Genomic DNA, 26,215 nt, shown 5'->3' with positions numbered 1-26,215 from the left:
ACTACTTCTTGTAGCCATTGTATTCCCCAGCCGGCAGTTCGATGATGTGGCCAAACGGCCCGGTCACGCCGGCTCCTTCGGAAAACCCGCGCAGCGTCTTGTCGTCCACTTCCAGCGCGCCGAGCAGGAAGAACTCCGGATCGTTCGACGGTTTGGTGGAATCGAGGGGCGATTTCAGCGGCTCGCCGGGCTTGGCCGGGCGCACCAGATGCGGCGTGATGATGATGACGAGGTCCGTCTCCGACTTCTGGAACGAGGAGGAGCGGAACAGCGCGCCGAGAACGGGAAGCTGGCCGAGCCAGGGGATCTGGTCCTGGTTGCGGGCGTTGACGGATTGCAGAAGCCCGGCGATGGCGAAGCTCTGGCCGTCGTTCAGTTCCACCGTCGTTTCCGCGTTGCGGGTAACGAAGGTCGGGATCTCGATGCCCAGCGTGTCGGACTGGATCGTGTTCGTGAAGTCGGCCTGGCTGACTTCCGGGGCGAGCCTCAGGTTGATGCGCCCGCCGTCAAGCACGATCGGCGTGAAATTCAGCAGAACGCCGAATTTCTTGTACTCGATGGTGATCGTGTTGTCGTTCTGCGCAACGGGGATGGGCACCTCGCCGCCTGCCAGGAAGCTTGCCGTCTCGCCTGAAAGGGCTGTCAGGTTCGGCTCCGCCAGGCTGCGGGCAAGGCCCTTTTCCTCAAGCGCCTGAACGAGAACGTCTGCGATGACGCCCTCGTCGAGCACGCGCGAGACGAGCGTGCCGAAGGGCGCGTTGCCGCTTTGCAAAAGGCTGCCGATGACGCTGAGCGAGGTGACCGAGCCGCCATTGTCGATGCCGCCGAGCGCCGGTCCGCCGAAGTTGCCGGTGCGCAGGCCCAGCCCGTCGGAGCGGTTGCGGATGAACCAGCTTGTGCCGAGTTCGCGGCCCGCGTCGCGCCGCGCCTCGATGAAGCGCACTTCCAGAAGCACTTGCTGGGCGTTGGTCACGCTGATCGCGTTGATCACCGGCTCGTCGGTGTACTGGCTCGCGAGTTCCAGGACCTTTTGCAGCTCCAGCCCGTCGGCCACGGTGCCGCCCAGGCGCAGGCGCCCGTTCACGGTCTGCACAGTCACCTTCGCGCGCGGCGCCGTCTGGCGGATCGCGCTGCTGAGGTCGGAGATATCGACGCCCACCTCGATGTCGATGACACCGACCAGCCGGCGCTCCGGATCGAATACGGAAACGTTCGTGCGGCCGATCTTCTTGCCGAGGATATAGAGCGAGCGATTGGTGATCGGCAGCACGTCGGCCACCTCGTCGTCACCCACCAAAAGCTCGCCAACTTCCTGATCGGTCTCGATCGTGACGGACTGGCCCGCGGGAATGCGCACCTTGCTGCTGACATTCTGTACGGAAGTGACCAGCCCCTGGGCGAACGCCTGGCCAAGCGGAAGGCCGATCAGCATGGCGGCCATCGCAAGGGCCGCCGGCAACCTTCCAGTTACTTTGAATCGACGCCACACACTCACTTCAAGCCCCTTCGCAACGCTTCGGCGCGAGCGGGCGATTCCGGCCCGCAATCCAGGTTTCCGTAACGACATAGCCGCTATGGTTACCGACTGAATTTAACTCGCGTTTAAATTTTATCGTTAATTTTGTATTAATCGCGTAGCGGTATACATGCATGATACAGAGCGTCACGCCGAGTCAAAATTCGATGTCTGGCTGTAATCGAAAGCCGATGTTGCGCTATCGCAACATCGGCGGCGGCTTGAATAGCCGCACGCCTTGATGAAATTACCTATTTTTCCTTGCGAACATGATACTCGGAGCGCTTCAAACTCCGCGTTACGCCCACAGTCGCAAATACAGGCCTCGGGCTTGTGTCCGCCTCAAGTTCGGTCGAATCGGGGTCGACCTCGTTGCCAAGGCTCAGGTCGCCGACTGTGACCCGCCGGGTCACCTCTCCCTGGGCGGATACGACATTGCGAAGCGCCAGCGACAATTGGCCGATGTTGGCGGCAAGGGTCAGCTTCTGCGCCTGTTCGGTGTCCACCTCCAGCGTCACCGCCTTGGCGACAAGCGGGTCGTCGCGGCGGTCGTCCGCCTGCTGGTCGGTGGCGAGAACCTTCACGTTCTGCAGGAGAACGTCTGTAAAGGCCTTTCGGGCGTCATCATCCGCGCGCTTGTCCTCGCGGGTCAGCAGAATGTCCACACGGTCTCCGGGCAGTACGAAGCCGGCAACCCCCAGCACGTCGTTGACGCGGATGGTCACGGCCTTCTTGCCCTCCTCGACGATGGCCGAAAGGGTCGCGCGCTGGCCGGCACCCGTGATCTTCCATTCAAGGATCGGTTCGTTCGCCTCGATGGCGGTGATGACATAGCGCTCTCCGTCTGCCAAAAGCGCGTCTTCGTCGGTAAACGCGCCAGACGGCGTCACGCCCGAGGGCCAGGGAATACGCTTCAGGTTTTCCGGCTGGATTTTGTCGCCGAAGCGCATTGGCGTCGCCGCGACGAGAACCGTGTCGGTCGGGGACAGTGTAGCTTCCGCGCGCGGCACTACCTGGGAGCGCTGCGTATCGAGCCAGTATTTGGTAACGATGACGGCGCCGAGGCCGAAGACGACCGCGAGCCCGAGCATCAGGAGAGAGTTTCCACGCATTACATGCCTCCCTCGGCGTGCGCAGTGGCGCAAATTTCGACGGTGGTTTTTCTCAGCGCGCCGTAGTCACGGCGCGGCTGCCCCCTGTCGCAATCAAAGAAGGGAACGACCGCGCCGCGGCGCGGTCGTTTTTGTTCGAAACGCTAGGTCTTTTCGTTGTCTCACCCGCGTTTCGCAGCACGTCTTGACGACTTACGGCAGCGCAGCGTTGAGCGCCGTCCACTGGCCGCTGATCCACGTACCGACAAGGCCGATGGTCACGATCACCGCGACAAGCAGGATGCCGAGAAGCACCGTGTATTCGATAAGGGCCGCACCGTCTTCTTCCTCGCGGAACCGGTCAGCGATATTCAAAATCTTACGCATACTTACCTCCACGTAACGAGACAACCTTACGCAATTCCCGGAATGGTTGCCCTGAAACAAATATTAAATTTTTCTTAAACGATGAGTCAAAGGCAAAGTTCGAATTGATTAAAATATGGTTAAACTGTTGCATAGCGGCTATAGTCATCGAACCTTCCATTTAGTATGTTTTTTGAGAAACTGACGTTAACCATACGGAATCATTAACGCTTCCCGAAAGGTACCGTCATTTTTGCGGGGGCATATGGGCAACACATTGATGTTGCGCGATTATTTTCACTTCGGAACCAGCAGGCTCCCCTGCTCCACCGTAAATGTCGGGTGAGAAAAAGTGCAACCAAGCCCTTTACGCGGCCTCGATTCGCCTCACAATAGTCATACAAGTAAAACGCGAAATTTCTGGACTCATTTTATCTTAAAAACTTTGCCGTACCTTGCGGAATCGTTCGCAACCACAGCTTGGCTGCCGGAGTAGAAAGAGATGTTGGGTCGCTTCAGTCGCGCAAAGGAAAACAGCCCGAGGCAGGAACCGAAGCTTGCTCCCGCCGGGCAACCCGCTGTTCCCGCCGCCCCCGTCGTCGACGCGCCGGCCAAGGCGGAACTTCGCGAAAGCGACCGTTTCCTCGTCACCAAGGTCGAACTTCACCGCCATCTGATCGACAAGATCAACCTCGGCGCCCTGGACAAGGCGGACCGCGAAGCTCTTGCCCGGGAAATTCTGCCCCTCGCCCGTGATTATGTGCGCGAGCGTGCTTTCGCGATCAACGCGCGCGAGCTGGAAGATCTCGTCTCCGATGTCGCGGATGAAATGCTGGGCCTCGGCCCCATCGAGCCGCTCTTGAAGGATGACACGGTCAGCGACATTCTCATCAACACGCACCGCTCGGTCTATGTGGAGCGTTTCGGCCAGCTCGAACTCACGCCGATCCGCTTCAAGGACGAGGCGCATCTCCTGCGCGTCATCAACAAGATCGTGGCGGCGATCGGCCGGCGCGTGGATGAAAGCTCGCCCATGGTCGATGCCCGCCTGCAGGACGGTTCGCGCGTCAACGCCGCCATCCGGCCCATTTCCGTCGACGGGCCGCTGGTGTCGATCCGCAAGTTCTCCCGCCGGCCATACTCGCTCGAAAAGCTTGTCGATTTCGGCAGCATACGTCCGGCGATGATCGAGCTTCTGACGGCTGCCGTGGGCGGCCGCGTCTCCATGCTCATTTCCGGCGGCACGGGTTCGGGCAAGACGACGCTCCTGAACGCGCTGTCGAATTACATTTCCCCGAAGGAGCGGCTCATCACCATCGAGGATGCGGCCGAACTGCAGTTGCAGCAGCCCCATGTCGGCCGACTTGAAACCCGCCCGCCCAATGTGGAAGGCCGGGGCGAAATCCGCCAGCGCGAGCTTGTCAAGAACGCGCTTCGCATGCGCCCGGACCGCATCATCGTCGGCGAGGTGCGCGGCGAAGAGGCGTTCGACATGCTTCAGGCCATGAACACGGGTCACGAAGGGTCCATGACGACGATCCACGCCAACTCGCCGCGCGATGCGCTTTCGCGTCTGGAGCAGATGGTCGGCATGGCCGGCATGCCGATGGACCAAAGCTCCATTCGCGGCCAGATCGCCTCAGCCATTCATCTCGTCGTTCAGACCCAGCGTCTTTCCGACGGCGGGCGGCGCGTCATCAGCATCGGCGAAATCACCGGCATGGAAGGCGATGTCGTTCAGATGCAGGAGATCTTCCGCTTCATCAAGAAAGAGGTCGACGCCGACGGCAAGATCATCGGCGAATTCCGCGCGACCGGCGTTCGCCCGCGTTTCCTTGATGAGGTCGCCGCCCTCGGCTTCCGCATCTCCAGGGAGGTTCTCGACCCCTCGAAACCATTGTAGCGCCATGTTCAACCAGACGACCCTCACATATCTGATCTACTTCCTGATCGCCGCGGCGGTGATCCTCTTGGCGGAAGCGGTATATGTGGCGCTGAGCCGCCGCCGCTCCTTGTACGGCACCGTCAACCGTCGGCTTAAGTACCATGAGAAGGGCGAAACGGTCGAAAACACGCTGCAGCGCCTTCGCCAGGAGCGGGGCCTGACCGCTGAGGGCGACTATCGCCTGCCCTGGATCGCGCTCAACCGTCTGTTCCTTCAGTCCGGCATGCAGGGCGAATTCACCAGCTTCATGGGAATTTTCATCGTGCTCGGGATGACGGCTGGCGTGATCGTCTATCTCGTCACCTTCTCGCTTGCGCTCGGTCTCATCACCGCCTCCGTGCTGATGACGGTCTTTCCAGCCCTTATCCTCATGCGCCTGCGCGCCAGGCGCAAAAGCCGCTTCGCCGAACAGCTCCCCGACGCCGTCGATATTATCGTGCGCAGCCTGCGCGCCGGTCACCCGACGCCGGTCTCCCTCGCCCTTGCTGGGCGTGAGCTTCCCGATCCCGTCGGCACGGAATTCGGTATTGCGGCGGATGAAATGACCTACGGCATGGACCTTGCCACGGCCATGCGCAACATGCTGGAGCGGGTCGGGCTGGACGATCTGCGCCTGATCGTCGTCTCCATGTCGATCCAGTCGCGCACGGGCGGCAACCTGGCAGAGATCCTGGGCAATTTGTCAAAGGTCATCAGGGACCGTTTCAAGCTGCGGCGCAGGGTGAAGGCCATTTCTGCCGAAGGGCGGCTTTCGGCGATCGCGCTGTCGATTTTCCCCTTCGGCCTCTTTCTGGTCGTCAACATCCTCTCTCCCTCTTTCTATGGCGACGTCTGGGATCACTGGATGGTCACGCCCCTGATCGTGGGCATGCTCATGCTGATGGCGGTCGGTGACGTCATCATGTACCGCATGGTGAATTTCGACTTCTGACGGACAAGGTCATGATCGACAGGTTAATTGCACGCCTGACCTCCTTCCTCGCCGGCCTCGAGAGCGAGTGGCTGGTGCTTGTCCTGGCGTTTCTTGCCGCGATCACCCTTTTTCTGTTTCTCGCGTTCCTTATCCTGCCGCGGCTCGAAACGCGTCGGCGCGTGCGTCAGGAGCTTTTGAAGAAAAGCCTGACCTCGCGCTCCCTTCTCGCCGAACAGGAAGGCGAGCGAACGAAAGCGCTTTTGCCGCTACAGGCCTATTTCGAGTCCGTGGAGAACGAGGAAGACAAGAACTCCATTCGCGCCCGCCTTCACCGCGCCGGTTATTATGGCCGCAACGCGATCTACGGTTTTTACGTCATTCGCGTGGCGTTGTGGCTCGGCTCGTTTGCGGTCGCGTTCATCATCGGCAGAATATTCGCGCCCGGCTTTCCGATAGAACTTCTGTTCGTGCTTTGCTTCGTCTACTCGCTGCTATTTCTGATGCTGCCCAATTTCATCCTCGACCGGATGGGCCGCAAACAGGAGCAAAGCTATCGCCGCGCCTTTCCGGATTTCATGGACCTGATGGTTGTCTGCGCCGACGCGGGCCTCAGCCTTGAGGCCGCCATCGAGGAAGTGGCCGAGGAAATGGCTTCCACGAGCAGCTCGCTCGGCCTGCATCTGAAGATCATGACGCTCGAGATGCGCGCCGGACGGCCCATGCGCGAGGCGCTGCACAATCTCGCGCGGCGCATCAACATCGAAGAAGCGCGCGCGCTCGCCGTGCTCTTCGCCCAGTCGGAGGAACTCGGCACCAGCCTGACCAACGCGCTGCGTGTCTATTCCGCCGAAATGCGTGACAAACGGATCACAGCCGCAGAGGAAAAGGCCAATGCGCTGCCGGTCAAGATGGTGTTCCCTCTTGGATTCTGCATATTTCCAGTCATTCTCGTAATGATACTCGCGCCGGTGTTCATCCGCTTAAGCGGGATAATATTTTAACCGGGGCAGCCTGTTGGGTATGAGTAGGGGGACCTTTCGAATGCTTTCACGCCATTGGAAACAAGGTGCAGCGGCACTCGCGTTACTGCTCGGCGCCTGCGCGGGAGAAGGCGATTTCGCCTTGTCCTCGTTCGGCGATTCGACAAGCGGTATCCTGCCCGCGCCTCCTCCGAAATATTATCCCGACGATCAGGTCCTCACGGTTGCCAAGGTCGAGTTCGAGGAACGCAATTACGGTAACGCCCAGCACTATTTCCAGCGCGCGGTGGAAGTCGTTCCCAACGACGCGGAAGCTTGGCTCGGCCTTGCCGCCTCTTATGACCGTATCCGCCGTTTCGACCTTGCCGACCGGGCCTACAAGGAAGCCGGCAAATACATCGGCGACACGGCGATTTATCTCAACAATCGCGGTTATTCCTATCTCCTGCGCGGCGATCTCGTGAAGGCGCGCCGGTATTTCCTCAAGGCTTACGAGAAGGATCCGGCCAATTCGACCATCGCCAACAACATCGCGATGTTGAGGGACAGCGTCTCCCATCCCAAGCGCTCATAGAGGTTTTCTCTTGCTTGAGACCTTGCGCATTCTTTCGGCGCTGGCCGCCTGCGTGTGGCTGGCGCGCATCTTGTGGAGCGATTTCACCACATTGAAGATCAGGAACAACGACATCCTGATCCTTCTGGGGATTCTCGCCATCTGGCTTGCCGCCGATTATGCGCAGGCGCTCCCTCACCTTGGCATGGGCGCCATTTTCTTCCTGATGTCCTTTCCCCTGTGGCTGGCGGGAAAGCTCGGCGCCGGCGACGTGAAGTTCCTGGCCGTTGGCGGGTTGATCTGCGGATTTCAGTCGGCGCTGATTTTCGCTCTTGCGCTTTTGGGCTGCGCGCTGCTCTTCGCCGCGCTTTATTATTGGCTGCCGTTTGTCAGCGTTTCTCTCGTTTCGCTCGGCCCCATGGGCACCCGCCTTTCCGAACTGATAGAAATGCGCAAGGTTCCTTACGGCGTGCCGATAGCCGTTGCCTCCGCGGTGGCTCTTGCCGCGAATACCGTCTTCTAGCTTGCTTTTATGGAAATCGCTCTAACGTCGAGCTTCGGTCGAAATCCGCGCTTCGAGTAGGGAGAGTTTACCGGCGCGCCCAAAATCCGCACGCATGTTGGAAACGGCGGCAATCAAATAGAGGAAAGCAAGCACCCACAGAACGAAAAGGAGGCCGAGTTCCGGCGTCGTGAGTATCTGGCCGGCGATGATGGAACAGATCACATATTTCATCGACTAGCTCCAATCGCCTCGAAATTGTGTGAAAATCCGCTTCCACTAAGGCATCCAGGATGCAATTGCATGGTTAATATATAATAAAAATGCTCACGAGATAGTCACCTTAGCGAGAAAACTGCTCGACCGGAAGCACGTTCCCCCGCCTGCGCCCGCCCTGCGTCAGTTTCTTCGCCGCCATTCCCACGGCCGCTCGAACGTCCCTTGCCAGATGCCGGCGCGCTCCGCCTTTGCGGCCCGCTCTTGGCGTGCATATTTTCCTCCGCTATAGCGCGGCCAGTCCAGCGCGTGGCCGCTGCGCACCAGCCATGACGCCACGCTCCGCCCGTCCGCCCTGTAACAATCTCCCACGAAACGGCCATAACGGTCGCGGTTGACGTAGTTGCAGCGGGTCGGACTAGACGCGGACAGAAAGCGCGCCAGAGCGTTCGCGGCCACCGCTCCGCAGCGGTAGGCGCGCCCTCCCCCATCCCGGCACAATTGGCGGGACTCGGGCGCGTCGATGCCGTTGAAGCGGACACGCTCGCCACGGATCTCGATCGTATCTCCGTCGATGACGGATGCCCGGCCCTCAAGCGCCGGCCCGGCCGCGCCGGATTGGGTGAATGTCCACGAGCGGAAACCTTCGTCGAACAGGACGACGGCAATGGCGCCGAATGCCACCAGGGCGGCGAGAGGAAGCCACGGCGGCGGCCCCTTGGGCCTGCGCCTGGCGGCATTGCGCTTTCTGGTGCGCCGGCCCGCTCTCTGGCTCCGGCGCTCGAACCGATAGACGTTGGGCGGCAATTTATCTCTACGCATATTCCGTAGAGTAAATTGATACTGAAACTGATCTCCATTGTTAAATTATGTAGAATTACACAAATCAATGCGCTCACTTCATAAGCTATTTTATTTTTATAGATTCTTGATTATTCTGACATTGCGGAAGCGATTGCTCATCAATCGCTTGGAGGCCGGTTGCGGCTTCTGTAAGGGTCGACTTATTGCGGCGGCCTACCGTCAAGGGACTGTGGAGTGGCGTTATTATTGACGCCGTCTTGCGCGAGTTTAGCTCCCAACCGAGGAGCGGTGATAGGTACCGCTGCGCATCCACTTCGAACAAACGGGCGAGGAAACGGGCTTTCGTTTCCGCCGAACCTTTCGAAGTGAGTGTGCAATATGTGCAAGAAGATACAGTCGATCCGCAAAAAGAAATTCAAAGCCCAAAATGGCAGATGCTTTTACTGCCGCTCGCCCATGTGGGAGCCCGGCAGCTTCGATGCCTTCGTCCGAACGCACGAATTGTCAAGACAGTCTGCCGACTTCTTCCGATGCACCGCGGAGCATCTCCACCCGAGAAGCGACGGCGGCAAGGATCAGGCTTCCAACATCGTCGCCGCTTGCCTGTTCTGCAACGCCACACGGCATAAGGCCAAAACTCCGATGGAGCCGGGCTCATATGCCTTGAAAGCCAGAAGAAGGCTCGCGGCCGGCAAATGGCATAGATGGGTTTCAGGCCTCTCTGAAAAAGCTCGCCCCGCTCAGCCGCCAGGCTCCAGCGTGAATGCAGCCTTCAACACCACCTGGTAGTGGTCCGTCTTGCCGCCTTCCACATGGCCGCGGATCTGAACGACCTCGTACCAGCGAAGGTTGCGGATCGTTTCATTCGCCCTGGAGATCGCGTTGTTGATGGCCTCTTCGATGCTGCTGGGGGACGTTCCGACCAGATCGACCAGCTTGTAGACATGATCCGACATTTCATCGCTCCTCTTCAAGCCCGGGCGATCATGCTAGCCAGACATGGATGCCTGGTCGATCGCCCCTCGTAGCTCCCGCCACACGCGTGGAGACGGTATGCGGTCCGCGATCAATAACCGCCACCGCCATTCCCGTTTCCGTCTGTCGCCGGGGCGATTGGCTGCAAGATGGATGGCGTGGCCTGCATGGTCTGGCACGCCGCCAATATCAACATCGCTGCCAGGACGATCATACGCATAGCGAAATCCTCCCCATCCCTTCAATGATGGGCGCTTCGCAGATCGGGCAATGGCCCACGGCAAGCAAAGCCGCAGTTGAATATCAACCGCTTGCCCTCGACCATCGCAAGGCGACAGTTCAGCGTAATTCTGGTAGAATTCGAGTTATCCCAATTAAAATATTGGAGCAGTTGTCATGGGTACTCAGTATACCGACGACGGCGGCCTTGGGGATTTTATTGTAGGGCAGGCTACCGGCGTGGGATACAACTTCCACAGTTCGCTCGGCGCCCAGTGCCATCAGCCGTATACGCCGCCTGCACCATACATTCCGCCAAAAGGCAGAGATTCCTCGGCACAGACAGTCATTGCACCGGCAGCTCCGGTTCAACCGTTGACGCCGGAGCAAGTGGCCGCGCTCAAGCGCCGCTCGGCAAACCGGGCAGCATACGCACGCCGAGCGCCTTTTTTTAAGCGCATCACAGGCAAGGTGGTGTCATGGCTTGGTGAAGACGGTGCCGTCCTCGCGAATGCTGATGGTGACCTCGAAGCCGGTGAAATCGTCCCCCGTCGCGAGCATCTTCGCCGCCTCGATACGGCCTACAAGAAATTTTGGGAGCACCGGCTGGAAACATTTACAGATAACGACGATGAAGATGCGTTTCACTATCGCCGCGACGCTGAAGAACGTTTACTGCTTCTGAAACGAGGGCGCTATCTGTCTCCTGTCAACAGAAATGCGATCAAGATGGAGGCCGATCTCTTCAAAAAGAGGCGGCGCATTTTCCGAACGAAGGTCGTTCGTCGCCCCGTCTGGAAGGTCGGCTTGCGTGAGTACGACAGGCGCTTCCTGCTCTACGCTGACAAGGTGTTCAGCGGCCATTCGTTTTTAAACTGGAAGGCCGATGGAAAGCAGATCGGCTTTCTTAGCGCCAAACGGATTTTCGAGTTCTATCTGAAGTGGCCCTATACGATCACAAAACCGGAATAAAGGGACACGCAACCCAACTTTGATTCTGAGCTTTTCGCCCGTCGTTCGGGCCGCCTTCGGTCACGCACGCAAACGGGGTACATCGCATCGCTTCGGTCATTCCCCGAAGCATGTGGACGCAATACTGCACCGTCATTACCTCGCCGAAAGCCAGGCCGTGGGCGGCGCCTCGTAATCGGCACGCAAGTTGCGCGATAAGTTCTTGAAAAAATTGGCGACCCCGGCAGGATTCGAACCTGCGACCATCGGCTTAGAAGGCCGGTGCTCTATCCAACTGAGCTACGGGGCCGTTTTGCGCGGTGCGAAAACGCGTGCGTCCGGCGCTGTCGCGCGGCATGCGCCGGAGCGGACGCTCAGTGCGTCCAGGGCATGTAGCGGTCGTATTTGAAATTGTCCGAATAGGCGATCTTCGGGATCCGGCGGTCTTGCGCCTCTTCCACGCGGAAGGGAATTCCGTTTCGCTTGGCATAGGAGATCGCCTCGTCCTTCGTCTCGAAACGAAGGCGGATCTGCTGCTTCATGTCCGAGGAGGACGTATAGCCCATCAGCGGTTCGATGGAGCGCGGCTGTTCCGGCTCGAAATCGAGCACCCATTGATGCGTCTTGCCCTTGCCGGACTGCATGGCCGTCTTCGCCGGGCGGTAGATCCGTGCAACCATCTTGCGTTTGATCCCGTCAAATCATCCGAAAACACGGGCGCCCGCGATGAGGCGCTCGCCGGTTTGTTTATTTCTCCGCAAATCCGCCCTGTCAATGGCGTGCGTCCGTGCCGGCCGCATTCTCCGCACACTCAATTACGAGGAAGGCCTCAATCATTACGACCTCCAAGCGCAGCCATCTATTTTTTACAAATAAAGCCACAATTATTTTTAATAATGCATTTCTTATTGTCCAGTTCATTGTTATATTTATCAGAGTTTGGAGCGTATTTTATCAAATACCCCAAACTATATTATAATATTATTGTACTATTTTAGGAGGATAGCATGCGATTTGCAGCAGTTATCTTTGTGATCCCATTTGGGATTTTAAATACAGCAGCTCTCGCCGAAACCATTACAGAAGCGGCATTCAAATCGGAAATTGTCGGCTCGAACTGGAAATGGCAAGAGGGCAAATACGGCGGTACGATTACCTATAAAGCGGATGGCACGATAAGCGTGACCACTAATGTCAAGGGTATTGCCAAAGACACCGGGAGATGGTGGTACAAAGGTGACCAATTCTGTAGCAGTTACAAGAAGCTACGCAAGGGCAAGGAGAAGTGCATCACTTTCTCGAAGAATGCAGGCCAGTATCAGACTTCAAGCGGCGGAAGGCTCTACAAATAAGTAGGCATCCTCCGCTTTCGGCGTAATTTCGGCACTGGCGTGTCCGGTCCGGTTCAAGGCCGGGCCGGCATCGAAATTTTGGCCGTGCGGCAGTTTCTCAAAAAACTCGCACCGGATTTCGCCAAACTATGGATGGCCTTGCGAATAAATCTTCCGGACCCGGCCAATCGTCCGTGCGAATCCGCTAGGATTAGGGTCGGGGCCTGTTAAATTGACGGAAATGGCACCTGAAACGGCAGAGAGATGCAGGAGAAGTGCGCGGGGCGGGTTGACCACCCGGTCAGGCGCTTCGACAAGGCAGGTCGAAGCCGTTTCGGTGTCTGGAAGATATGGCCGATTTGGCCGGCTACCTTGTCGCAAAACCTTGAAAACCGGACGGTTTCCTGCGTTCTTGCTCCTCGTACCCAACCAAATCGGCTCATACCATTTCCGTCAATTTAATAGGTCCTGACCCTAGTGATACAAACTGAATTCGTGCTTTCGATTGCGGCGCGATCGGGCCGCAACTTTCATCTTCTCCATCAACGGCCTTCCAAATTCCATGAACTGGCATATCGAATTTCCCCAGGACATGACGCCCCAGCATTGGGCGGCGATCGTCACCGTCCTGCAGCCCGCGTTGCGCAAGGCGATCGAAGAAGGCGCGCAGGCGCATGGCGAAGACGCGCGCATCTGGTTCGAGCAGCTCTGCCACACCCTCATGACGCGCGCCAAGGGAACCGTGACGGAAGGAATACCGATGGATGTCGAGGCGGAAGGCCTGAGGCTCGGCCTGCGCATTCTTCAGGCAACGCTCGAAGCCTGCCGCCACGATCTGTTCACCGGCTCCCGTTAGAAACCGGGCCCTACCGTGGAACCGCGGCCTCGCCAGCCGCGTTGCGGATATCTTCCACCAGTTGCGCAAGGTTGCGGTCGACGATGCCCCAGGGGTGCATCTGCGCGAGATCGGCGAGCAGACGGTGGTCTTCGTCTTCCAGCGCCAGAACGCCGCCCTCCGCCGCCTCCAGCGCGTCGGCGATGCGGAAGCGGCGTTTCATCTGGCCGTAGTCGATCCCCTTTTGCGGATCGACGCGGTTGACGATCGCGCCGATCAGCACGCGGTAGTCGGCGGGCGCGCCATTCCTAGCAAGTTCCGCTTCGGCTTCGCCTTGCGTGATTTCGCCCGCCTGCAGGCGTCGGTTGAGGGTTTCAAGGTCGGTGCCCAGTTTTTTCAGTTCGATGAATTTCATGACAAGGCTTTCCTTTGTCGCAGCATGTTGTCGCGCCGCAACCCGTGAACGCAGGTTGTCGCGCTGGATGTTTCAGGCGGCTTCAAGTGCTTCCACGCGTTCGTGGAGCTTGGCGATGCGCGCTTCATGGTTTTTGTGGCCGGCGATCAGATGCGGCACGATCCGCTCGTACATCACCCCTTCCGGCGCCCCGTCCGCACCAAGGTGGACGAGCGAGGGCGATACCTCGAACACCTCTTCGGCGATCAGGCCGAAGTGCCGGCGTTTCGGGTCATCGCCGCCGCAGGTTGAGAGATAGGAAACCGGGCGAAGCGCGTTGAGCACATCGCGCTCTGGGGCGGTCATATCCTGAATATCGGTCTTGTATTTCGCCGAGGACGTCGAGCGCTGGAGCGTACCGTCGGAGGCGACAAAAACATTGGCGGCGGAGGCCGTCGTGGAAGTGTAGACGCCATCGGCGCGAAGCGTTCCGCCGGTGACGCGAAATCCGCCTTCCGCGGTCCAGATACCATCGGCGGCGGCGTCAAAGGTGAATTCCTTTCCGTAGACGAACGATCCCGCGCGGTCGGTCGGCGCAATCCAGAACCTGTCGCTCGCAGCACCGATACGGGCGGCGCTGGCCCCGCCCGTCGCCGCGCCAATGTCCATATGCGCCGACACCTGGGCGGTGCCGACGACATCCAGGGTATGGGTCGGCACCGTCGTGCCGATGCCGACGTTGCCGTTGCCATCGATGCGCATCCGCTCGGCCGCTCCGCCCGTCTGGAAGACGATAAAGCCCTTGGAGCGGAGGAGCATGCTGTCGTTCGAATGGGCATAGGAGATGATGCCGGGATTGAACTGATCGGTATCGCCGAAGTTGATCTGCGTCAGGCCAGTGTTCGCCCCGGAGATATTGAAGCTCGCATTGCCGCCGGTCGCCGCCAGGCGCAGCGCTACGCCTTCCGGGTCGCTGACTTCGAGCCTGTTCGAAGGAACGGCCGAGCCGATGCCGACATTGCCGTTCGCCAGAATCCTGATGGCATTGGTCGGCGCACCGGCCTGGACAAGAAGCGGCTCGGTCCCCGCATTGGCATCGCGAATGCGCAAAGACCCGTCGGTCGGCAGGCGAAGCGTCCATTGCTGATCGGCGGCGAGGTCGGCGACCATCTGAAGCTGGAATTCGACGTTTGGCGCGCCTCGAAACCGCACTGCCCCACCCGCGACATCGAGCGGCAGGCCCGGACTGGTCGTGCCGATGCCCAGGCCTGCATCCGTCCATCGGCCGCGTTCCGCACCGTTCAACGTCACCCGCAAATTGTGGCCGATCGGATCGATCGACAGGGCGTCATCGAAGGCGATACCGTCGGCGGAGGCTTTCATTTCCAGCGCGTCCGATCCGGCAAGGCCGATCTCGCCACGGCCGGAATATCCGGTCTGAAAAAGAAGCGAGGCGGTATTGCCGGCGGCAAGCTTGTTGATGACGAAGCGAATGTCGCCGCTTCCGGGCGTAACGTCGTCATAGCTGAACAGCACCGCTTCGGATTTGACCGCAAGCCTGTTCGTGGCATCGGCATTCGTGTTGATGCCGAGCATCGGTTGCGTTCCGCCGCCTGCGAAGTCGCTCCACTCGGCCCCGTCCCAGATCGCGAGCTTGCCCGTCGCCTGGTCAAAGGCGCGCCAGCCAACTTCCGGCGAAAAGAAGCGCCACAGCCCGTTCACGAAGGCCGCCACCTCGTTCTCGCGCCCCGCCCAAACGCCGCCCGCAGGAGATGCCGGTATGTATTTCGCGCCATCGCCGGGGTTGGCCGGCGGATCGGTCAACGCGCGCGAGGTGACGACAAGGTTCATGGCCGCGTCGATGACACGAAGCGCTTCGTTGACGGTGACGTGCTTTTGCGCCTGGGCGGCGGCAAGTTCAGGTATGGAAAACGATCGCGTGGTCATTCGCACCTCTCCCGTGAAGGTCAGGCACGAGAATAGGGCCGTGTGAGACGGTCGGGGATAAGTTTGTTCGTTTTTTGTTCTTGCGTAGGGTGACTGGCGGATCCCGCGAGGCCGCCTTGCGCACGAGTTATCCCCGCGCCCTAAAAAATTTATCCCCGGTGCGAAGTGGCGATGCGCCGATCAGGCGGAATCCGCGAAGGGAAGAAAAGGAATTAAACTGGGCGGCCTGATAACCTTTTTCGCCCCGGCGGGAATTATCCGCGACGCCATGGCAGGATTCGCGCCCGCAAGACTCTCACAGCGCGTCGAAAAAGGTTGAGCAACAATGGCTAAGTCATTGAAATTATTGGTCGGGGCAGCAGGATTCGAACCTGCGACCCTCTGCTCCCAAAGCAGATGCGCTACCAGGCTGCGCTATACCCCGATCAACGAGCTTCGCGATGTAGCGGGGTTTCTCCCGATCCGTCAAGTGCGAAGCCGGACCGAAAGGACCGATGCCGGTGGATGATAAAAAATCTGCCGGCCGCCAGCATCGCCTGCATTGGTCTCATGCGGACAAGCTCGGTGCGGCCGGCTCAATGGGCTTGCGTCCTGCGCTCAGGCGCCATAGCGCGTCGAACCGATCAGCATGCGGGCCAGCCTTTCGAAGATTCCGGGCCCGGTTGGCTGGCTGATCGTCGCCCGCACGCAGCGCGCCGCCGTTTCCGCTGCCATCGATGCGCCGAAGTGGCAGTAGCAGACGATGCCGTGCAACTGCCAATCGTCGAGTTCGAAGAACGCCTTGGCATCGCCGTAGGTGTCGCCTGTCAGGCCCTGCCCGCGCAGGAGCGGATCGTCGAACGCAACGGAAATCGCGGATCCAGCCGCGCGCATACCGTGGCGCACATCCGGCGGTTCGTGCTCCGTCCCGCGAAGCGTCGCGAGCCGTCTGTCGGGCGCTCGCTCCAGAAGCCTGGCCCAACGCTCAAGGCGTTCATTGCGGGAAAGTTCGGACGCTTCCGCAGTGTCGTGTACCGTAGATACGACCTTCAGGTCGTCAAGTGACGTGTGCTTCATAGCCGCCTCCCTTGAGGTTGCTGACTATTCCGCCCCCTTCTTTGAATGCACCCAGAACAAGCCTGACACCGTCAGCCAGCCAAGTCACGCCCAATTCCTGATTTACCGGTCGAATTGATCGCCGGAACCTTGGTTCCGGCTGATGGGCGGCCGCCGGCCTGCGTCGCGCCGTTACCTGCTGGCGTCGATCGTCGGGCTCTTCAGCAGGTCGCCCTCGTTGATGCCGAGCCTTTCGGAAGTGCCCGACGGCACCTCGAGGACGAAACGCGTCGGCGCGTTGGATGGCACCACGTCAAGCGAAAGAGGTGTCGTGTCTTTGGCGATACGGACTATTTTTCCTTCCGAATCCGCAAAGATCATGTCGAGCGACACATAGGTGTTCTTCATCCAGAAAAACACCGGACGCTCTTCGCCGAAGTCGAACAGCATTCCTGCGTCTTCGGCAAGCGTCTTGCGGAACATCAGCCCCTGCCCGCGCGCATCCGGCGTATCGGCGATTTCGACAGTAAAACTGTAGCTGTTTCCCTGGGCAGTCTCGACGAGCAGTGTTTCGCGCGCCAGTTCAGCGCCCGCCGGGCCGGAAATCACGAAAATTGCAAAAAACGCCAGGGCCAGCCGCAGGCCGGCCGCGCGGTAAATCGAAATGGATGCCGAAGGCGTCATGTGTCACCAGTGCTTGAAAGGTTCTAGCCAGACTTGGCTGTCGCCCGCCATTCGTCAAGGCGAGATGAGAAAATGCCGGGACATTGATCAGGCGCGATCGACGGTCCGCAGGTCATCGCGCCGAATATTCGGGATCGCACTGCCTTTTCATGGCCAAAAAGCCATAAAATACAATAGCTTGTTTATCAGGGGGTTTGCTTCAATGCGATGAAGGAATATGCGTGCCATCGCCTGCGGGCCGGATTTCGGCCGCCATCCGCCCTTTCGGGCCATTTCCGAATCTCACGAGAACGGTCTGCCCTGGACGCAATTCGGTAATACCGAACCTGCGAAGCGTTTCCATATGGACGAAGATGTCTTCCGTTCCCTCACCTTGCGTCAGAAAACCGAACCCCTTGACCCGGTTGAACCATTTCACCTCTGCGCGCTCCAACCCGCTTTCCGGCGTGACCTGGACATGGGTTCTGGAAGGGGGAAGCTGGGAAGGATGGACCGCGGTGGATTCGTCCATCGAGAGGATACGGAATGCCTGCAGCCCGCGCGAGCGCTCGACCACCTCACAAACGACGCGCGCACCCTCGTAGGCGGTCTGATAGCCATCCTGCCTCAGACAGGTTACATGGAGAAGTATATCTCCGCTGCCGCTATCGGGAACGATGAAGCCGTAACCTTTGGCAACATCGAACCATTTTATGGCGCCGGCAACTACAGAGACGTCAAGCGAAGGATCTTCTCCCGCAACGTCAATGGGACGCGGTTGAGTTGCTGTTTTCGCCCCCATGATACCCTGTCTCCGTCGTCTTGACCGCCACGATGTACTTGGAACGGTGAATCAATCCGCTTTCGACCGATTCCCTTTCAAAAGCATATCATTCCACGGCGGCGTCTACAGACATAATTTTTACAGTCTTCGAAAACTTTCCGTTTCCACAGTGACTATTGTGACCTCAAATCAGCGATTCGCAAACCTCCGCGATCGGTGCCCTGATCAACACGTCGGCCAGATCATCTATCGGAGTTGCCTCTCGATTTACAATCGCGAGGGTCGCACCGGCCCGTTTCGCCAGGATTGGCAGGCTCGCTGCAGGCTGAACCTGCAAAGACGATCCAAGGACGAGAAAAAAATCACAGGATTCTGTCCCTTCTGCGGCACGGGCAAGCTCGGTTTCGGGCATGCCCTGCCCGAAACTGACCACAGCCGCCTTGATGAGACCGCCGCAATCCACACAGCGCGGCGCGCGCCCCGCTTCGACCGTGGCGCGCAAATCGTCAAGTTCGCGGCGGCAGCCGCAGTCGAGGCACGTCGCATAGGTTCCGTTGCCATGCAGTTCGACAAGGTTTTCATGCGACAGTCCCGCCTTCTGGTGAAGACCGTCGATATTCTGCGTAACGACCAGCGAAAACCTTCCCTCTTCGACCCTCCGTGTCAAAAAGAGGTGACCCGCGTTCGGCTCGGCCTTGCGTATCGTATCGATCATTTCAAAACGCCGGCGCCAGTCCTCCAGCCTTGCTTCCTCGGATGTCAGAAATTCATCGAACTCTATAGGGCGGTAACGTTCCCATATCCCGCCGGGCGAGCGAAAGTCGGGAATACCGGAATCCGTTGAGATTCCGGCCCCCGTAAAGCCGATACCCCGCTTCGCCCGCCCCAGATGGGCACGAAGCATCCCAGATGCCTCATTGATGTTTGTGATCGCCGCCATATTGTGGTCCCCGAACCGGATTTCAATTTCCACTCAAAACAATGAGGAAAACCATGCGCTATCTCCATACTATGGTCCGCGTGAAGGACCTGGACGAATCTCTCGATTTTTATTGCAACAAGCTCGGCCTTACCGAAGTGAGGCGAACCGAAAGCGAAGGCGGCCGTTTCACGCTGGTTTTCCTGGCCGCGCCGGAAGACAAGGCCGCGGCCATGGAAAACAAGGCCCCGCTCGTGGAGCTTACCTACAACTGGGATCCTGAGGACTATCAGGGCGGGCGCAATTTCGGCCACCTCGCCTATGAGTGCGACAATATCTACGAACTTTGCGATTCCCTGCAGAAAGCCGGCGTTACGATCAATCGCCCGCCCCGCGACGGGCGCATGGCGTTCGTCCGCTCGCCCGACGGCATCTCGATCGAGATCCTGCAAAAAGGCGAAGCGCTGCCGAAAAAAGAGCCATGGGCGTCCATGGAAAACACCGGCAGCTGGTAAAAACCGAACTGAACGCGGCGTCGGACACCGGCGCCGCGCCTGCCCGAACCAAGCCTGTGGATATCATTGCGATTTCCCACTTGCCCGCCTGCGCAAACATCCCTATAACGCGCCCACGTCGCAACGACGACGACCGCGCGCCCATCGTCTAGCGGTCTAGGACGCCGCCCTTTCACGGCGGAAACAGGGGTTCGAGTCCCCTTGGGCGTGCCACTTTTCCTGAGTGGCCGGATTTTCCGGTGGCGGCTTTACTTTCCCAACCTTACTGCTCTGTTCAAAGCCGGTGCAAGCATCGCATTTTCCGGGCACATGTCTGTTGTGCCCGTTCCAGCAATTGTGAACGTCGGCGCCTTTTGCAACCTTAATGGCGCTCTCAACAACGTTCGCATCGCCCGTAACGGCTCGATCGCGAAGGATGCCGTGACCGGCGCGCATGCGACCGTTTTGCGACACGCGCCACCCTATGCCATTGTAGTGGGCGCACTTGCGAGAGTGGCGCGCCTGCGCTTCCCCGATGCGACGGTCAAGCGGCTCCGCAAGCTCGAATGGTGGCGCGCATGTCTACGACCTGTTCGACGCACCGATGGACGATATCAAGGCCGCTATCGACAAGATCGAGGGCATGGAATCGGCACGCCGCATTCGCCCTTACGAAGGAACGGTCGCCACTGCGGAAGATCTGACGGACCCGGACGCCGTCATCGACGACCTGAAACGCCGCGCGCAACCCACGGGCCAAACGCCAGCGGATGCCGGCCGCACAAACCGCGCCTGAATGCGGATAACGCCTAATTCGACGGTTTTTCACGGAAGGAGGCCCACCATGGCGGAAATACCCGATGATGGCCTTGAGCGAATTCATTGGGCCGTGTCTCCAGCCGGTGGCGAAGAGCTGAAAGCTCGTTACGACCTCTGGGCAAGACACTACGACACCGATCTGACGGAGATCGAAAACTACACCGCGCCCATGAAAGCTGCCAGCGCGGCGGCGCGATACATCAAACCCGGTGCCCGCATTCTGGATGCCGCCTGCGGAACCGGGCTGAGCGGCGCAGCCCTTCGCGACAAGGGTTTCGACGACCTGGTTGGCCTCGATTTTTCCGCCGGTATGCTGGAGCGGGCGAAGCGAAAGGGCATCTACCGCGAATTGGTGACCGGCGACCTTTCAAAGCCGCTTGATTTTCCGGATGACGCCTTTCAGGCCGTGATCATCGTCGGGGAAAGCATTCACCTTCCCGTTGAATGCTACCGCGAATTCGTGCGGATAGCGGAACCGGGCGGTTATATCGTTTACTGCGGGTCGGGCGAACGCGCGCAAGAGCGAGGTCTTTGGAAACTGTGCGGCGCATTGGAGCGCGAAGGAAAACTGAAATTCATTGAAAGCGGCGAACCGTTTCATCCGCTTCCAAGGTCCGAACCCGAGCTGACGTTCGTTACCGTCGTACATGCGGTCCCTGGATAGAGCGTTTTTCCCGGAAAACGATGCGGCCATCGATCCTTGGGAAAATTCTTGATACGTCCATGCCTGGATGCGTGCTCCGGAGGTGAAAACATCGGCATTCGAAAGGGTTTTCAGGCGTTGACTTTGATCCTGCGAGAGCCTTCACTCATCGCATGTGTATAGGTGTGAGGTCGGTATGCGTACGGCGTTTGTAACTGGAACGGCCGGTTTTGTGGGCTTTCATCTGGCCCGGCTTCTCCTTGAGGAAGGCTTCCGGGTCGTCGGCTTCGACGGCATGACGGACTACTACGACGTAGAGCTGAAACGCCGACGGCACGCGGTCTTGAACGAGAACCCCCACTTCACGGCGCATGAATGCTACCTGGAAGACATGGATGCGCTTGCAGCCGCCGTTCGCGATGCCAAGGCTGACGTCATCGTCCATCTCGCGGCCCAGGCCGGTGTGCGCTACAGCCTTGAAAACCCTCGCGCATATATCGATTCAAACCTCGTCGGCACATTCAACCTTCTGGAATGCGCCCGCGAATACCCGCCCGAACACCTCCTGATGGCCTCAACATCATCCGTCTACGGCGGTGAAACGGATATGCCATTTCTGGAAACCCAGAAGGCCGACACACAACTGACCCTTTATGCAGCCACGAAAAAGGCGAACGAGAGCATGGCGCATTCCTATGCGCACCTCTGGAAAATCCCGACGACGATGTTCAGGTTCTTTACCGTGTACGGGCCCTGGGGCCGGCCGGACATGGCCTTGTTCAAATTCGTAAAGGCAGGCCTGGAGGGCAAGCCGATCGACGTATACAACCACGGCAAGATGGCGCGGGACTTCACATTCGTCACAGACCTCGTGCGCGGAATTCGCCTGCTGATCGACTGCCCGCCTCCGCAGGTGGCGGATCGTGGCACTCCGGTTCAAAACGACAGCCTGAGCCACGTCGCGCCGCATCGCGTGGTCAACATCGGAAACTCGGAACAGGTCACGCTGCTCGAATTCATCGATGAGATCGAGGCTGCGATCGGCAAACCGATCGAGCGCAACTACATGGAAATGCAAATGGGCGACGTCCCGGCCACCTGGGCGGACACGTCCCTCTTGCACGCGCTGACCGGATATCGGCCCCAAACGTCTGTCCGGGAAGGGATTCGCGCCTTCGTCGAGTGGTATCGCGAGAATTATCGGGAAAAAGCGCTTACTGCCGAGCTATCATGAAAGCGGATTCGCTTCGAAATAAGTTTGCTCCAGCTCAACCAGCCGCTTCGACAGGGGCAGCCGAAGCCGTTTCACTATCGGGAATTCGCACATTTCCCGAGGCTGCAAGGCGCGCGCACTCTTCTTCCAGGTGTTTTAGCGGGTCGTTCGACACCCAGCCCAAAGAAGCACCTATCCAGGCCATGCGAATCGCAAAAGCTGCCACGCCCTCGGATTTACGCCGCCTTGCAATCCTTTGATAGCAGCGGCGCAACAGCCTGCCCCGAACCGAGCGGTTGGCTTCGCCTTCGGAAAGGAAATTTCGCACCGCCATTAAATAATCGTGGAGTTCCTGCGCTTTATTGGACGACACCGAATTTTCCGCGTCGCGCACTTCAACCACGACAGCTTCAAGGACCGCAAGAGAGGAAGATGCGGCCGCAACCCGAAGCGGGAGGCTCACATCCTGGATAAAGATCCTTTCATCCGCGCCATTCGCAGCGACGACCGCCCCTGCCTTGGCTAAAAACCTGATCCCGACAAGACGCCCCCGAACGAGAGCAGGCAAGGCTGGCGCGAACGTTTTGAATTCGCCGTTCAACGCCACTTTGGAGCCGCCTGAAAGCTTGCCGGAGCTAAAATGCGCTTTCCCGCCATAGACAATTTCCGCCCCGGAGAGCTCGGACGCCTTGATCATCGCCGCGGTTGCGCCTTCCGGCAATCTGTCGTCCGCATCGACAAAGTGAAAATAATCTCCGGTCGCTTTGGATAGCGCCAGGTTTGTCGCCGCCGCAGGGCCCTTGTTGCGCAGGCTGCAGGCAATATTGATATCCAGATTTTCGAATTTGGAATATTTCTCGGCAATATATTTTAGCACTTCGACTGAACCATCGGTCGATGCGTCGTCCGCAAAACAGATCTGCTTCGTTTTATAAGGTACTTGCGCTATAATACTCTCGACAAGTTCCGAAAGGTATTCCTGCTTGTTGTAAACCGGAACGATATACGAGACATGAGGTTTGTTCATGTCGAAACGCGTTGGAGGCTGGGAAGATCCATCGAATAATCGAACCTTTCAAAATCTTCCTTGAATTTTTCACGCACCATATCCGCGGCCTTATCCGTAAAGAAAGATGCAATATCATTCTTCCGGCGCTCACTGGAATTCGTTACGTCCCCAGCACGCGCGATGATCTCGTCTGGCGCGTCAAGATGCTTCAAAACACTGACAAAATTGGAAGCAAATTTCTCCATCTTGCCCACAAAGTCGTAATTTATCTTATTTATTTTCAATAAGTCGCATTGTGTTCTCCAATGCTGATCCTGCATATGGTGTGTATTACGGCAAACCCCTTCGACGAACTCTTCGAACCCCATTTTCGTTCGCGTCTTGGGATCACGATGGGGATCCCACTTTCTCAGGTATATGCTCTTCTTTTCGGCATTGAAGCCCGGCTGATCCACTCCACGTTGGAAATAAGTGTAGGCCGACACAAGTCTATCGAATGGATTTCGCACAAACGAAAACGTGTAATAGCCTTTCCTTCCGGAGCAGATGTCGAAAAACTCTTTTTCGCTCAAATGCTTGGGAAGCACGAAGCCGGAACCCTTGTGGCCCATGACATCGCGCGGGTTGTCCAGAGGCGGATACCCGTTCAGTTCACGCAGCCGGTTGCGAATGGACGTGCTGGCGACCTTTGGATTGATTACATAGAGATATTTGTACTCATGCGAAATTATGATCATAAGCTTCAGCCGGCGATATTCATGAAACTCCGGCGCCAAGTCGCGTATGAATTTCCGAGGTTCGCCAGCCGGCATGCGAACCCATAAATCATAGTAAAACGAGCTTGCTAGAGTTCCGATCCCGTACATTTCCTGGTCACCTAGTCGATCAGGAAATGCTTATGGAAGGTTTTCATGATCGTTTCCACCACACTCGATTTTATGTGCCGGTTGTCCTTTTCGTACGGGTCCCTGAAGTATTCTTTCACCAATTCATAGGACGGGAAATAATATAGATCGCCGTCGTCCGCATGATCCCGGTAGAACTCGTCAACGGCAACACGAAGCACCGCTTTCGATACGGAGTTCGCGGTAATGCAGGAGACCGGGCGAAATGTTGCCACCAGCGGCACCGGCGATAACGTAACGACGATGGATGCATCCGGGCGATAGGTCCGGATCAGCCGGTAGATCGTTTGCAGGTTCTGCAAGTTCTCCGAGACCGTCGAGACCTTGAAGCCATGCACTTCAGGGTCGTATTCGCTCCTGGGCACGGCACGCCAGAAAGCGTCGCCCGTCCGCTTGTCGTACCAGACTTCCGACAAGCCGAGCGTGATGATGAAAACATCGGTCTGTTCGAAGATATGGCGGGTTTCGGACTGAATGTCGGAGCTTTGTTCGGCAACATTCCCCTTCTTGTCGTGCCAGAGATTGTCGCCGAAATCACGCTCGCCGAAAGCCCATTCGAATTGCTGAGCTATCGCGAACGTATTGACCATGCCCTCGCCGCAACGGACGACGTAGCTGTCAAGCTTCAGGTTTCCGCCGAAAATGTTGAAGTTGTTCTTCGCAAGGTAATTCGTCATATGCGCCGCAAAGCAACTGCCGAACGCGGTAACGTAATGCTGCCTCGTAATGAACGGCCTATCCGGCAACCAACCCTTCAGGAAATAGTCTTCGATCGCATTGGCTTCGTGAAGGTTCACCTTGGTCGGCTGGTAGTTCGTGCTCTCGCCGCGATACCATGTGCCGTGAGCGAGCTGCCGGTCGCTGCCCATCTTGATGACGACGGCATCCGCGCCCGCTTCCCGTGCTTTCGCTTCAAACCTTTTTGCCTTGCCCGGCCGCAAACGTTCCTGCACCGACAGGGGCACACGGCTTTTCAGCCAATATTGAAACTCAGACAACATTCCGTGGTTCCCTATCGATCTTCCGCTGCGTTAGTATCAAGCAGATGGAAGATTTGCACCAAAAAAGTCGGTTCGTGCGGCTTCGCCGAAAGGCCATGAATGCGTGGCCGTCGGCCGAGTATTCATCATTTGCGCAGGAGCTATACTGCTCAACGCGCTGCCTCATTCCCGAGCCATTCAATGCCGATCTGCCGGATTTCCTGATCCATCTGCGTGAAGCTTGGGGCGGAGCGCGGGATATAGCCTACGTGAGGCGATATCGTGGCGACCTTGCGGTGGATCCGAGGTCCGGGCACGTTTTCGCGGGCAGGACGCTTTTGCGGGGTTCAACGGATATCGAGCGGGATAGATCGTCCGAGCCCACGCCGGTGTTTGCGCGTCATATTCTGCGTCGCGGCCGCACATTCGGCCGCATCGCACTCGCGCACCACAAGTTTTCCAGCAATTATTTCCATTTCTGGAACAACATAGCGCCTAAAGCGGCAATGCTGTCGCTGGCGGGCGTTCCCGCCGACGTCCCCATCGTGGTGCCGAAAGCGGCCGTTGAAATCCCGTTTTTTGCTAAAGCCCTGGAACTGGGCGTCTTCGGCAAACATCCGATAATCATTCAGGGAAAGCGCGAGGTCATCAAGGCCAGCGAGGTCTATGTGGCCAAGCCTTTCGATGTCGATCGAACAGCGATCGACGCGACATTCGACGGTATGGGACTGGAAAGATATCCTGAAGGAAACCGCCGCATCTTTCTCTCGCGCGGTCCGAAATCGCCCAACCGGCGTTTCTTTCGCAATCAGTCCGAACTCGACGCGCTGCTTGAGGAATTCGAAATCGAGAAAATCGACCCTCAGGAACTCGATCTTCGCGAACAGATAGATGCCTTCAGCCAGGCCGGACTCTTGATTTCAGCGCATGGCGCGGGCCTGACCAATTTGCTTTTCCGCCGCTGCTCATCGACAACGGTTATCGAACTCTTCAATCCAAACCTTCAATCGCTTCACTATGCCCTGATCGCGAGCACGTTCGGCCACGACTATTTCGCCCTGCAAAATCTACATGCCGAAGGCCGCAATTCGGTCGCAAGCTCCGAGGTGGATATTGAGGCTTTACGGAACATTTTGACAGGGATAGCGGAAGCCGCTCCGCCGAAGCGGCAAATGACGCCGTCCTGACAGCATTCGGCCTGCGCCCCGGATAA

Annotated in this window: 31 protein-coding genes and 3 tRNA genes; 15 read left to right on the top strand and 19 right to left on the bottom strand. The window is 58.3% G+C overall.

Annotation, left to right across the window (positions count from 1 at the left end; genetic code table 11):
• Nucleotide 1: 1 nt before the first annotated feature.
• The 3 genes from HPQ64_RS12540 to HPQ64_RS12530 all read right to left on the bottom strand — a co-directional run bounded on the left by HPQ64_RS12540 (nt 2) and on the right by HPQ64_RS12530 (nt 2,994).
• On the bottom strand, nt 2-1,441 hold the full coding sequence (locus tag HPQ64_RS12540; protein ID WP_246270701.1) for a type II and III secretion system protein family protein: 1,440 nt from the start codon (nt 1,439-1,441) through the stop codon (nt 2-4).
• A 326-nt stretch (nt 1,442-1,767) separates the two neighbouring features.
• On the bottom strand, nt 1,768-2,628 hold the full coding sequence (gene cpaB, locus HPQ64_RS12535; protein ID WP_172888842.1) for a Flp pilus assembly protein CpaB: 861 nt from the start codon (nt 2,626-2,628) through the stop codon (nt 1,768-1,770).
• A gap of 192 nt (nt 2,629-2,820) precedes the next feature.
• Complete coding sequence (locus HPQ64_RS12530) at nt 2,821-2,994, bottom strand: Flp family type IVb pilin (RefSeq protein ID WP_246270700.1); 174 nt, start codon at nt 2,992-2,994, stop codon at nt 2,821-2,823.
• 481 nt (nt 2,995-3,475) lie between these two features.
• Here HPQ64_RS12530 and HPQ64_RS12525 point away from each other — a divergent pair, with 481 nt between their 5' ends.
• From HPQ64_RS12525 to HPQ64_RS12505, 5 genes are read left to right on the top strand one after another with little or no spacing between them, the layout of a single operon-like run.
• Nucleotides 3,476-4,876 carry a TadA family conjugal transfer-associated ATPase gene (locus tag HPQ64_RS12525; RefSeq protein WP_172888841.1) on the top strand — a complete coding sequence of 467 codons (1,401 nt, stop codon included), beginning with the start codon at nt 3,476-3,478 and terminating at the stop codon, nt 4,874-4,876.
• Nucleotides 4,877-4,880: 4 nt separating this feature from the next.
• Nucleotides 4,881-5,849: a type II secretion system F family protein gene (locus HPQ64_RS12520; RefSeq protein ID WP_172888840.1), complete on the top strand. Its 969-nt coding sequence runs from the start codon at nt 4,881-4,883 to the stop codon at nt 5,847-5,849.
• Between the two features lie 11 nt (nt 5,850-5,860).
• A complete protein-coding gene (locus tag HPQ64_RS12515; protein WP_172888839.1) occupies nt 5,861-6,832 on the top strand; it encodes a type II secretion system F family protein in 972 nt (323 codons plus the stop codon).
• Nucleotides 6,833-6,872: 40 nt separating this feature from the next.
• Nucleotides 6,873-7,385: a tetratricopeptide repeat protein gene (locus tag HPQ64_RS12510; protein WP_172888838.1), complete on the top strand. Its 513-nt coding sequence runs from the start codon at nt 6,873-6,875 to the stop codon at nt 7,383-7,385.
• A 10-nt stretch (nt 7,386-7,395) separates the two neighbouring features.
• The gene (locus HPQ64_RS12505) at nt 7,396-7,887 is read left to right on the top strand and encodes a prepilin peptidase (protein WP_172888837.1); all 492 of its coding nucleotides are present in this window, start codon (nt 7,396-7,398) and stop codon (nt 7,885-7,887) included.
• 21 nt (nt 7,888-7,908) lie between these two features.
• Here the strand turns inward: HPQ64_RS12505 and HPQ64_RS12500 are convergent, their stop codons facing one another.
• Entirely contained in the window at nt 7,909-8,100 is a 192-nt protein-coding gene (locus tag HPQ64_RS12500; protein ID WP_172888836.1) for a hypothetical protein, read from the bottom strand.
• 165 nt (nt 8,101-8,265) lie between these two features.
• The gene (locus tag HPQ64_RS12495; protein WP_484496825.1) at nt 8,266-8,658 is read right to left on the bottom strand and encodes a thermonuclease family protein; all 393 of its coding nucleotides are present in this window, start codon (nt 8,656-8,658) and stop codon (nt 8,266-8,268) included.
• A gap of 606 nt (nt 8,659-9,264) precedes the next feature.
• Between HPQ64_RS12495 and HPQ64_RS20805 the strand changes: the two genes are divergently transcribed.
• Nucleotides 9,265-9,675 (top strand): HNH endonuclease, encoded by a 411-nt coding sequence (locus HPQ64_RS20805; protein ID WP_172888834.1) that lies wholly within the window; start codon nt 9,265-9,267, stop codon nt 9,673-9,675.
• On the opposite strand, the gene HPQ64_RS12485 is transcribed toward HPQ64_RS20805, so the two are convergent.
• Both HPQ64_RS12485 and HPQ64_RS20635 read right to left on the bottom strand, forming a co-directional pair.
• Entirely contained in the window at nt 9,627-9,842 is a 216-nt protein-coding gene (locus HPQ64_RS12485) for a dodecin (protein WP_172888833.1), read from the bottom strand. The genes HPQ64_RS20805 and HPQ64_RS12485 overlap by 49 nt on opposite strands.
• A gap of 110 nt (nt 9,843-9,952) precedes the next feature.
• Nucleotides 9,953-10,081 carry a hypothetical protein gene (locus HPQ64_RS20635; RefSeq protein WP_281358293.1) on the bottom strand — a complete coding sequence of 43 codons (129 nt, stop codon included), beginning with the start codon at nt 10,079-10,081 and terminating at the stop codon, nt 9,953-9,955.
• 176 nt (nt 10,082-10,257) lie between these two features.
• Here HPQ64_RS20635 and HPQ64_RS12480 point away from each other — a divergent pair, with 176 nt between their 5' ends.
• A complete protein-coding gene (locus tag HPQ64_RS12480; protein WP_172888832.1) occupies nt 10,258-11,052 on the top strand; it encodes a hypothetical protein in 795 nt (264 codons plus the stop codon).
• A gap of 212 nt (nt 11,053-11,264) precedes the next feature.
• Here HPQ64_RS12480 and HPQ64_RS12475 read toward each other — a convergent pair.
• Both HPQ64_RS12475 and HPQ64_RS12470 read right to left on the bottom strand, forming a co-directional pair.
• Nucleotides 11,265-11,341: transfer RNA gene (locus tag HPQ64_RS12475), tRNA-Arg, on the bottom strand.
• A 64-nt stretch (nt 11,342-11,405) separates the two neighbouring features.
• A complete protein-coding gene (locus HPQ64_RS12470; protein WP_172888831.1) occupies nt 11,406-11,711 on the bottom strand; it encodes an ETC complex I subunit in 306 nt (101 codons plus the stop codon).
• 327 nt (nt 11,712-12,038) lie between these two features.
• Between HPQ64_RS12470 and HPQ64_RS12465 the strand changes: the two genes are divergently transcribed.
• Both HPQ64_RS12465 and HPQ64_RS12460 read left to right on the top strand, forming a co-directional pair.
• On the top strand, nt 12,039-12,383 hold the full coding sequence (locus HPQ64_RS12465; RefSeq protein WP_172888830.1) for a hypothetical protein: 345 nt from the start codon (nt 12,039-12,041) through the stop codon (nt 12,381-12,383).
• 541 nt (nt 12,384-12,924) lie between these two features.
• Entirely contained in the window at nt 12,925-13,218 is a 294-nt protein-coding gene (locus tag HPQ64_RS12460; RefSeq protein WP_172888829.1) for a hypothetical protein, read from the top strand.
• Between the two features lie 10 nt (nt 13,219-13,228).
• On the opposite strand, the gene HPQ64_RS12455 is transcribed toward HPQ64_RS12460, so the two are convergent.
• The 7 genes from HPQ64_RS12455 to HPQ64_RS12425 all read right to left on the bottom strand — a co-directional run bounded on the left by HPQ64_RS12455 (nt 13,229) and on the right by HPQ64_RS12425 (nt 18,960).
• A complete protein-coding gene (locus HPQ64_RS12455) occupies nt 13,229-13,612 on the bottom strand; it encodes a hypothetical protein (RefSeq protein ID WP_172888828.1) in 384 nt (127 codons plus the stop codon).
• Nucleotides 13,613-13,684: 72 nt separating this feature from the next.
• The gene (locus HPQ64_RS12450) at nt 13,685-15,538 is read right to left on the bottom strand and encodes a DUF2793 domain-containing protein (protein WP_172888827.1); all 1,854 of its coding nucleotides are present in this window, start codon (nt 15,536-15,538) and stop codon (nt 13,685-13,687) included.
• A 347-nt stretch (nt 15,539-15,885) separates the two neighbouring features.
• Nucleotides 15,886-15,962, bottom strand: a tRNA-Pro gene (locus tag HPQ64_RS12445).
• Between the two features lie 173 nt (nt 15,963-16,135).
• A complete protein-coding gene (locus HPQ64_RS12440; RefSeq protein ID WP_172888826.1) occupies nt 16,136-16,594 on the bottom strand; it encodes a hypothetical protein in 459 nt (152 codons plus the stop codon).
• 171 nt (nt 16,595-16,765) lie between these two features.
• A complete protein-coding gene (locus HPQ64_RS12435) occupies nt 16,766-17,257 on the bottom strand; it encodes a DUF192 domain-containing protein (protein WP_172888825.1) in 492 nt (163 codons plus the stop codon).
• A gap of 199 nt (nt 17,258-17,456) precedes the next feature.
• A complete protein-coding gene (locus HPQ64_RS12430) occupies nt 17,457-18,038 on the bottom strand; it encodes a cold-shock protein (protein ID WP_172888824.1) in 582 nt (193 codons plus the stop codon).
• 166 nt (nt 18,039-18,204) lie between these two features.
• On the bottom strand, nt 18,205-18,960 hold the full coding sequence (locus HPQ64_RS12425; protein WP_172888823.1) for an SIR2 family NAD-dependent protein deacylase: 756 nt from the start codon (nt 18,958-18,960) through the stop codon (nt 18,205-18,207).
• A gap of 53 nt (nt 18,961-19,013) precedes the next feature.
• On the opposite strand from HPQ64_RS12425, the gene HPQ64_RS12420 reads away from it, so the two are divergent.
• The 5 genes from HPQ64_RS12420 to HPQ64_RS12400 all read left to right on the top strand — a co-directional run bounded on the left by HPQ64_RS12420 (nt 19,014) and on the right by HPQ64_RS12400 (nt 22,129).
• A complete protein-coding gene (locus tag HPQ64_RS12420) occupies nt 19,014-19,454 on the top strand; it encodes a VOC family protein (RefSeq protein ID WP_172888822.1) in 441 nt (146 codons plus the stop codon).
• Nucleotides 19,455-19,591: 137 nt separating this feature from the next.
• Nucleotides 19,592-19,667 (top strand) — tRNA-Glu (locus HPQ64_RS12415).
• A gap of 301 nt (nt 19,668-19,968) precedes the next feature.
• On the top strand, nt 19,969-20,229 hold the full coding sequence (locus tag HPQ64_RS12410; RefSeq protein WP_172888821.1) for a hypothetical protein: 261 nt from the start codon (nt 19,969-19,971) through the stop codon (nt 20,227-20,229).
• 48 nt (nt 20,230-20,277) lie between these two features.
• Nucleotides 20,278-20,916, top strand: a complete 639-nt coding sequence (locus tag HPQ64_RS12405; protein ID WP_172888820.1) for a class I SAM-dependent DNA methyltransferase — start codon at nt 20,278-20,280, stop codon at nt 20,914-20,916.
• 175 nt (nt 20,917-21,091) lie between these two features.
• Nucleotides 21,092-22,129, top strand: coding sequence for an NAD-dependent epimerase/dehydratase family protein (locus HPQ64_RS12400; RefSeq protein WP_172888819.1), 1,038 nt, complete (start codon nt 21,092-21,094; stop codon nt 22,127-22,129).
• Between the two features lie 34 nt (nt 22,130-22,163).
• Here HPQ64_RS12400 and HPQ64_RS12395 read toward each other — a convergent pair whose 3' ends face one another.
• The 3 genes from HPQ64_RS12395 to HPQ64_RS12385 are packed head-to-tail and all read right to left on the bottom strand — an operon-like array spanning nt 22,164 to nt 25,023.
• Nucleotides 22,164-23,135 (bottom strand): glycosyltransferase family 2 protein, encoded by a 972-nt coding sequence (locus tag HPQ64_RS12395; protein ID WP_172888818.1) that lies wholly within the window; start codon nt 23,133-23,135, stop codon nt 22,164-22,166.
• Nucleotides 23,132-23,983, bottom strand: a complete 852-nt coding sequence (locus HPQ64_RS12390) for a sulfotransferase family protein (protein WP_172888817.1) — start codon at nt 23,981-23,983, stop codon at nt 23,132-23,134. Before HPQ64_RS12390 ends, HPQ64_RS12395 begins: the two co-directional genes overlap by 4 nt.
• Nucleotides 23,984-23,994: 11 nt before the next feature.
• Complete coding sequence (locus HPQ64_RS12385; protein WP_172888816.1) at nt 23,995-25,023, bottom strand: GSCFA domain-containing protein; 1,029 nt, start codon at nt 25,021-25,023, stop codon at nt 23,995-23,997.
• A 95-nt stretch (nt 25,024-25,118) separates the two neighbouring features.
• Here HPQ64_RS12385 and HPQ64_RS12380 point away from each other — a divergent pair, with 95 nt between their 5' ends.
• On the top strand, nt 25,119-26,189 hold the full coding sequence (locus tag HPQ64_RS12380; protein ID WP_172888815.1) for a glycosyltransferase family 61 protein: 1,071 nt from the start codon (nt 25,119-25,121) through the stop codon (nt 26,187-26,189).
• The last annotated feature ends 26 nt before the right edge of the window (nt 26,190-26,215 follow it).

It is taken from the genome of Hongsoonwoonella zoysiae, assembly GCF_013266695.1.
In the GTDB taxonomy this organism is placed as follows: Bacteria; Pseudomonadota; Alphaproteobacteria; order Rhizobiales; family Stappiaceae; genus Hongsoonwoonella; species Hongsoonwoonella zoysiae.
This window is presented reverse-complemented; position numbering and strand designations above follow the sequence as displayed.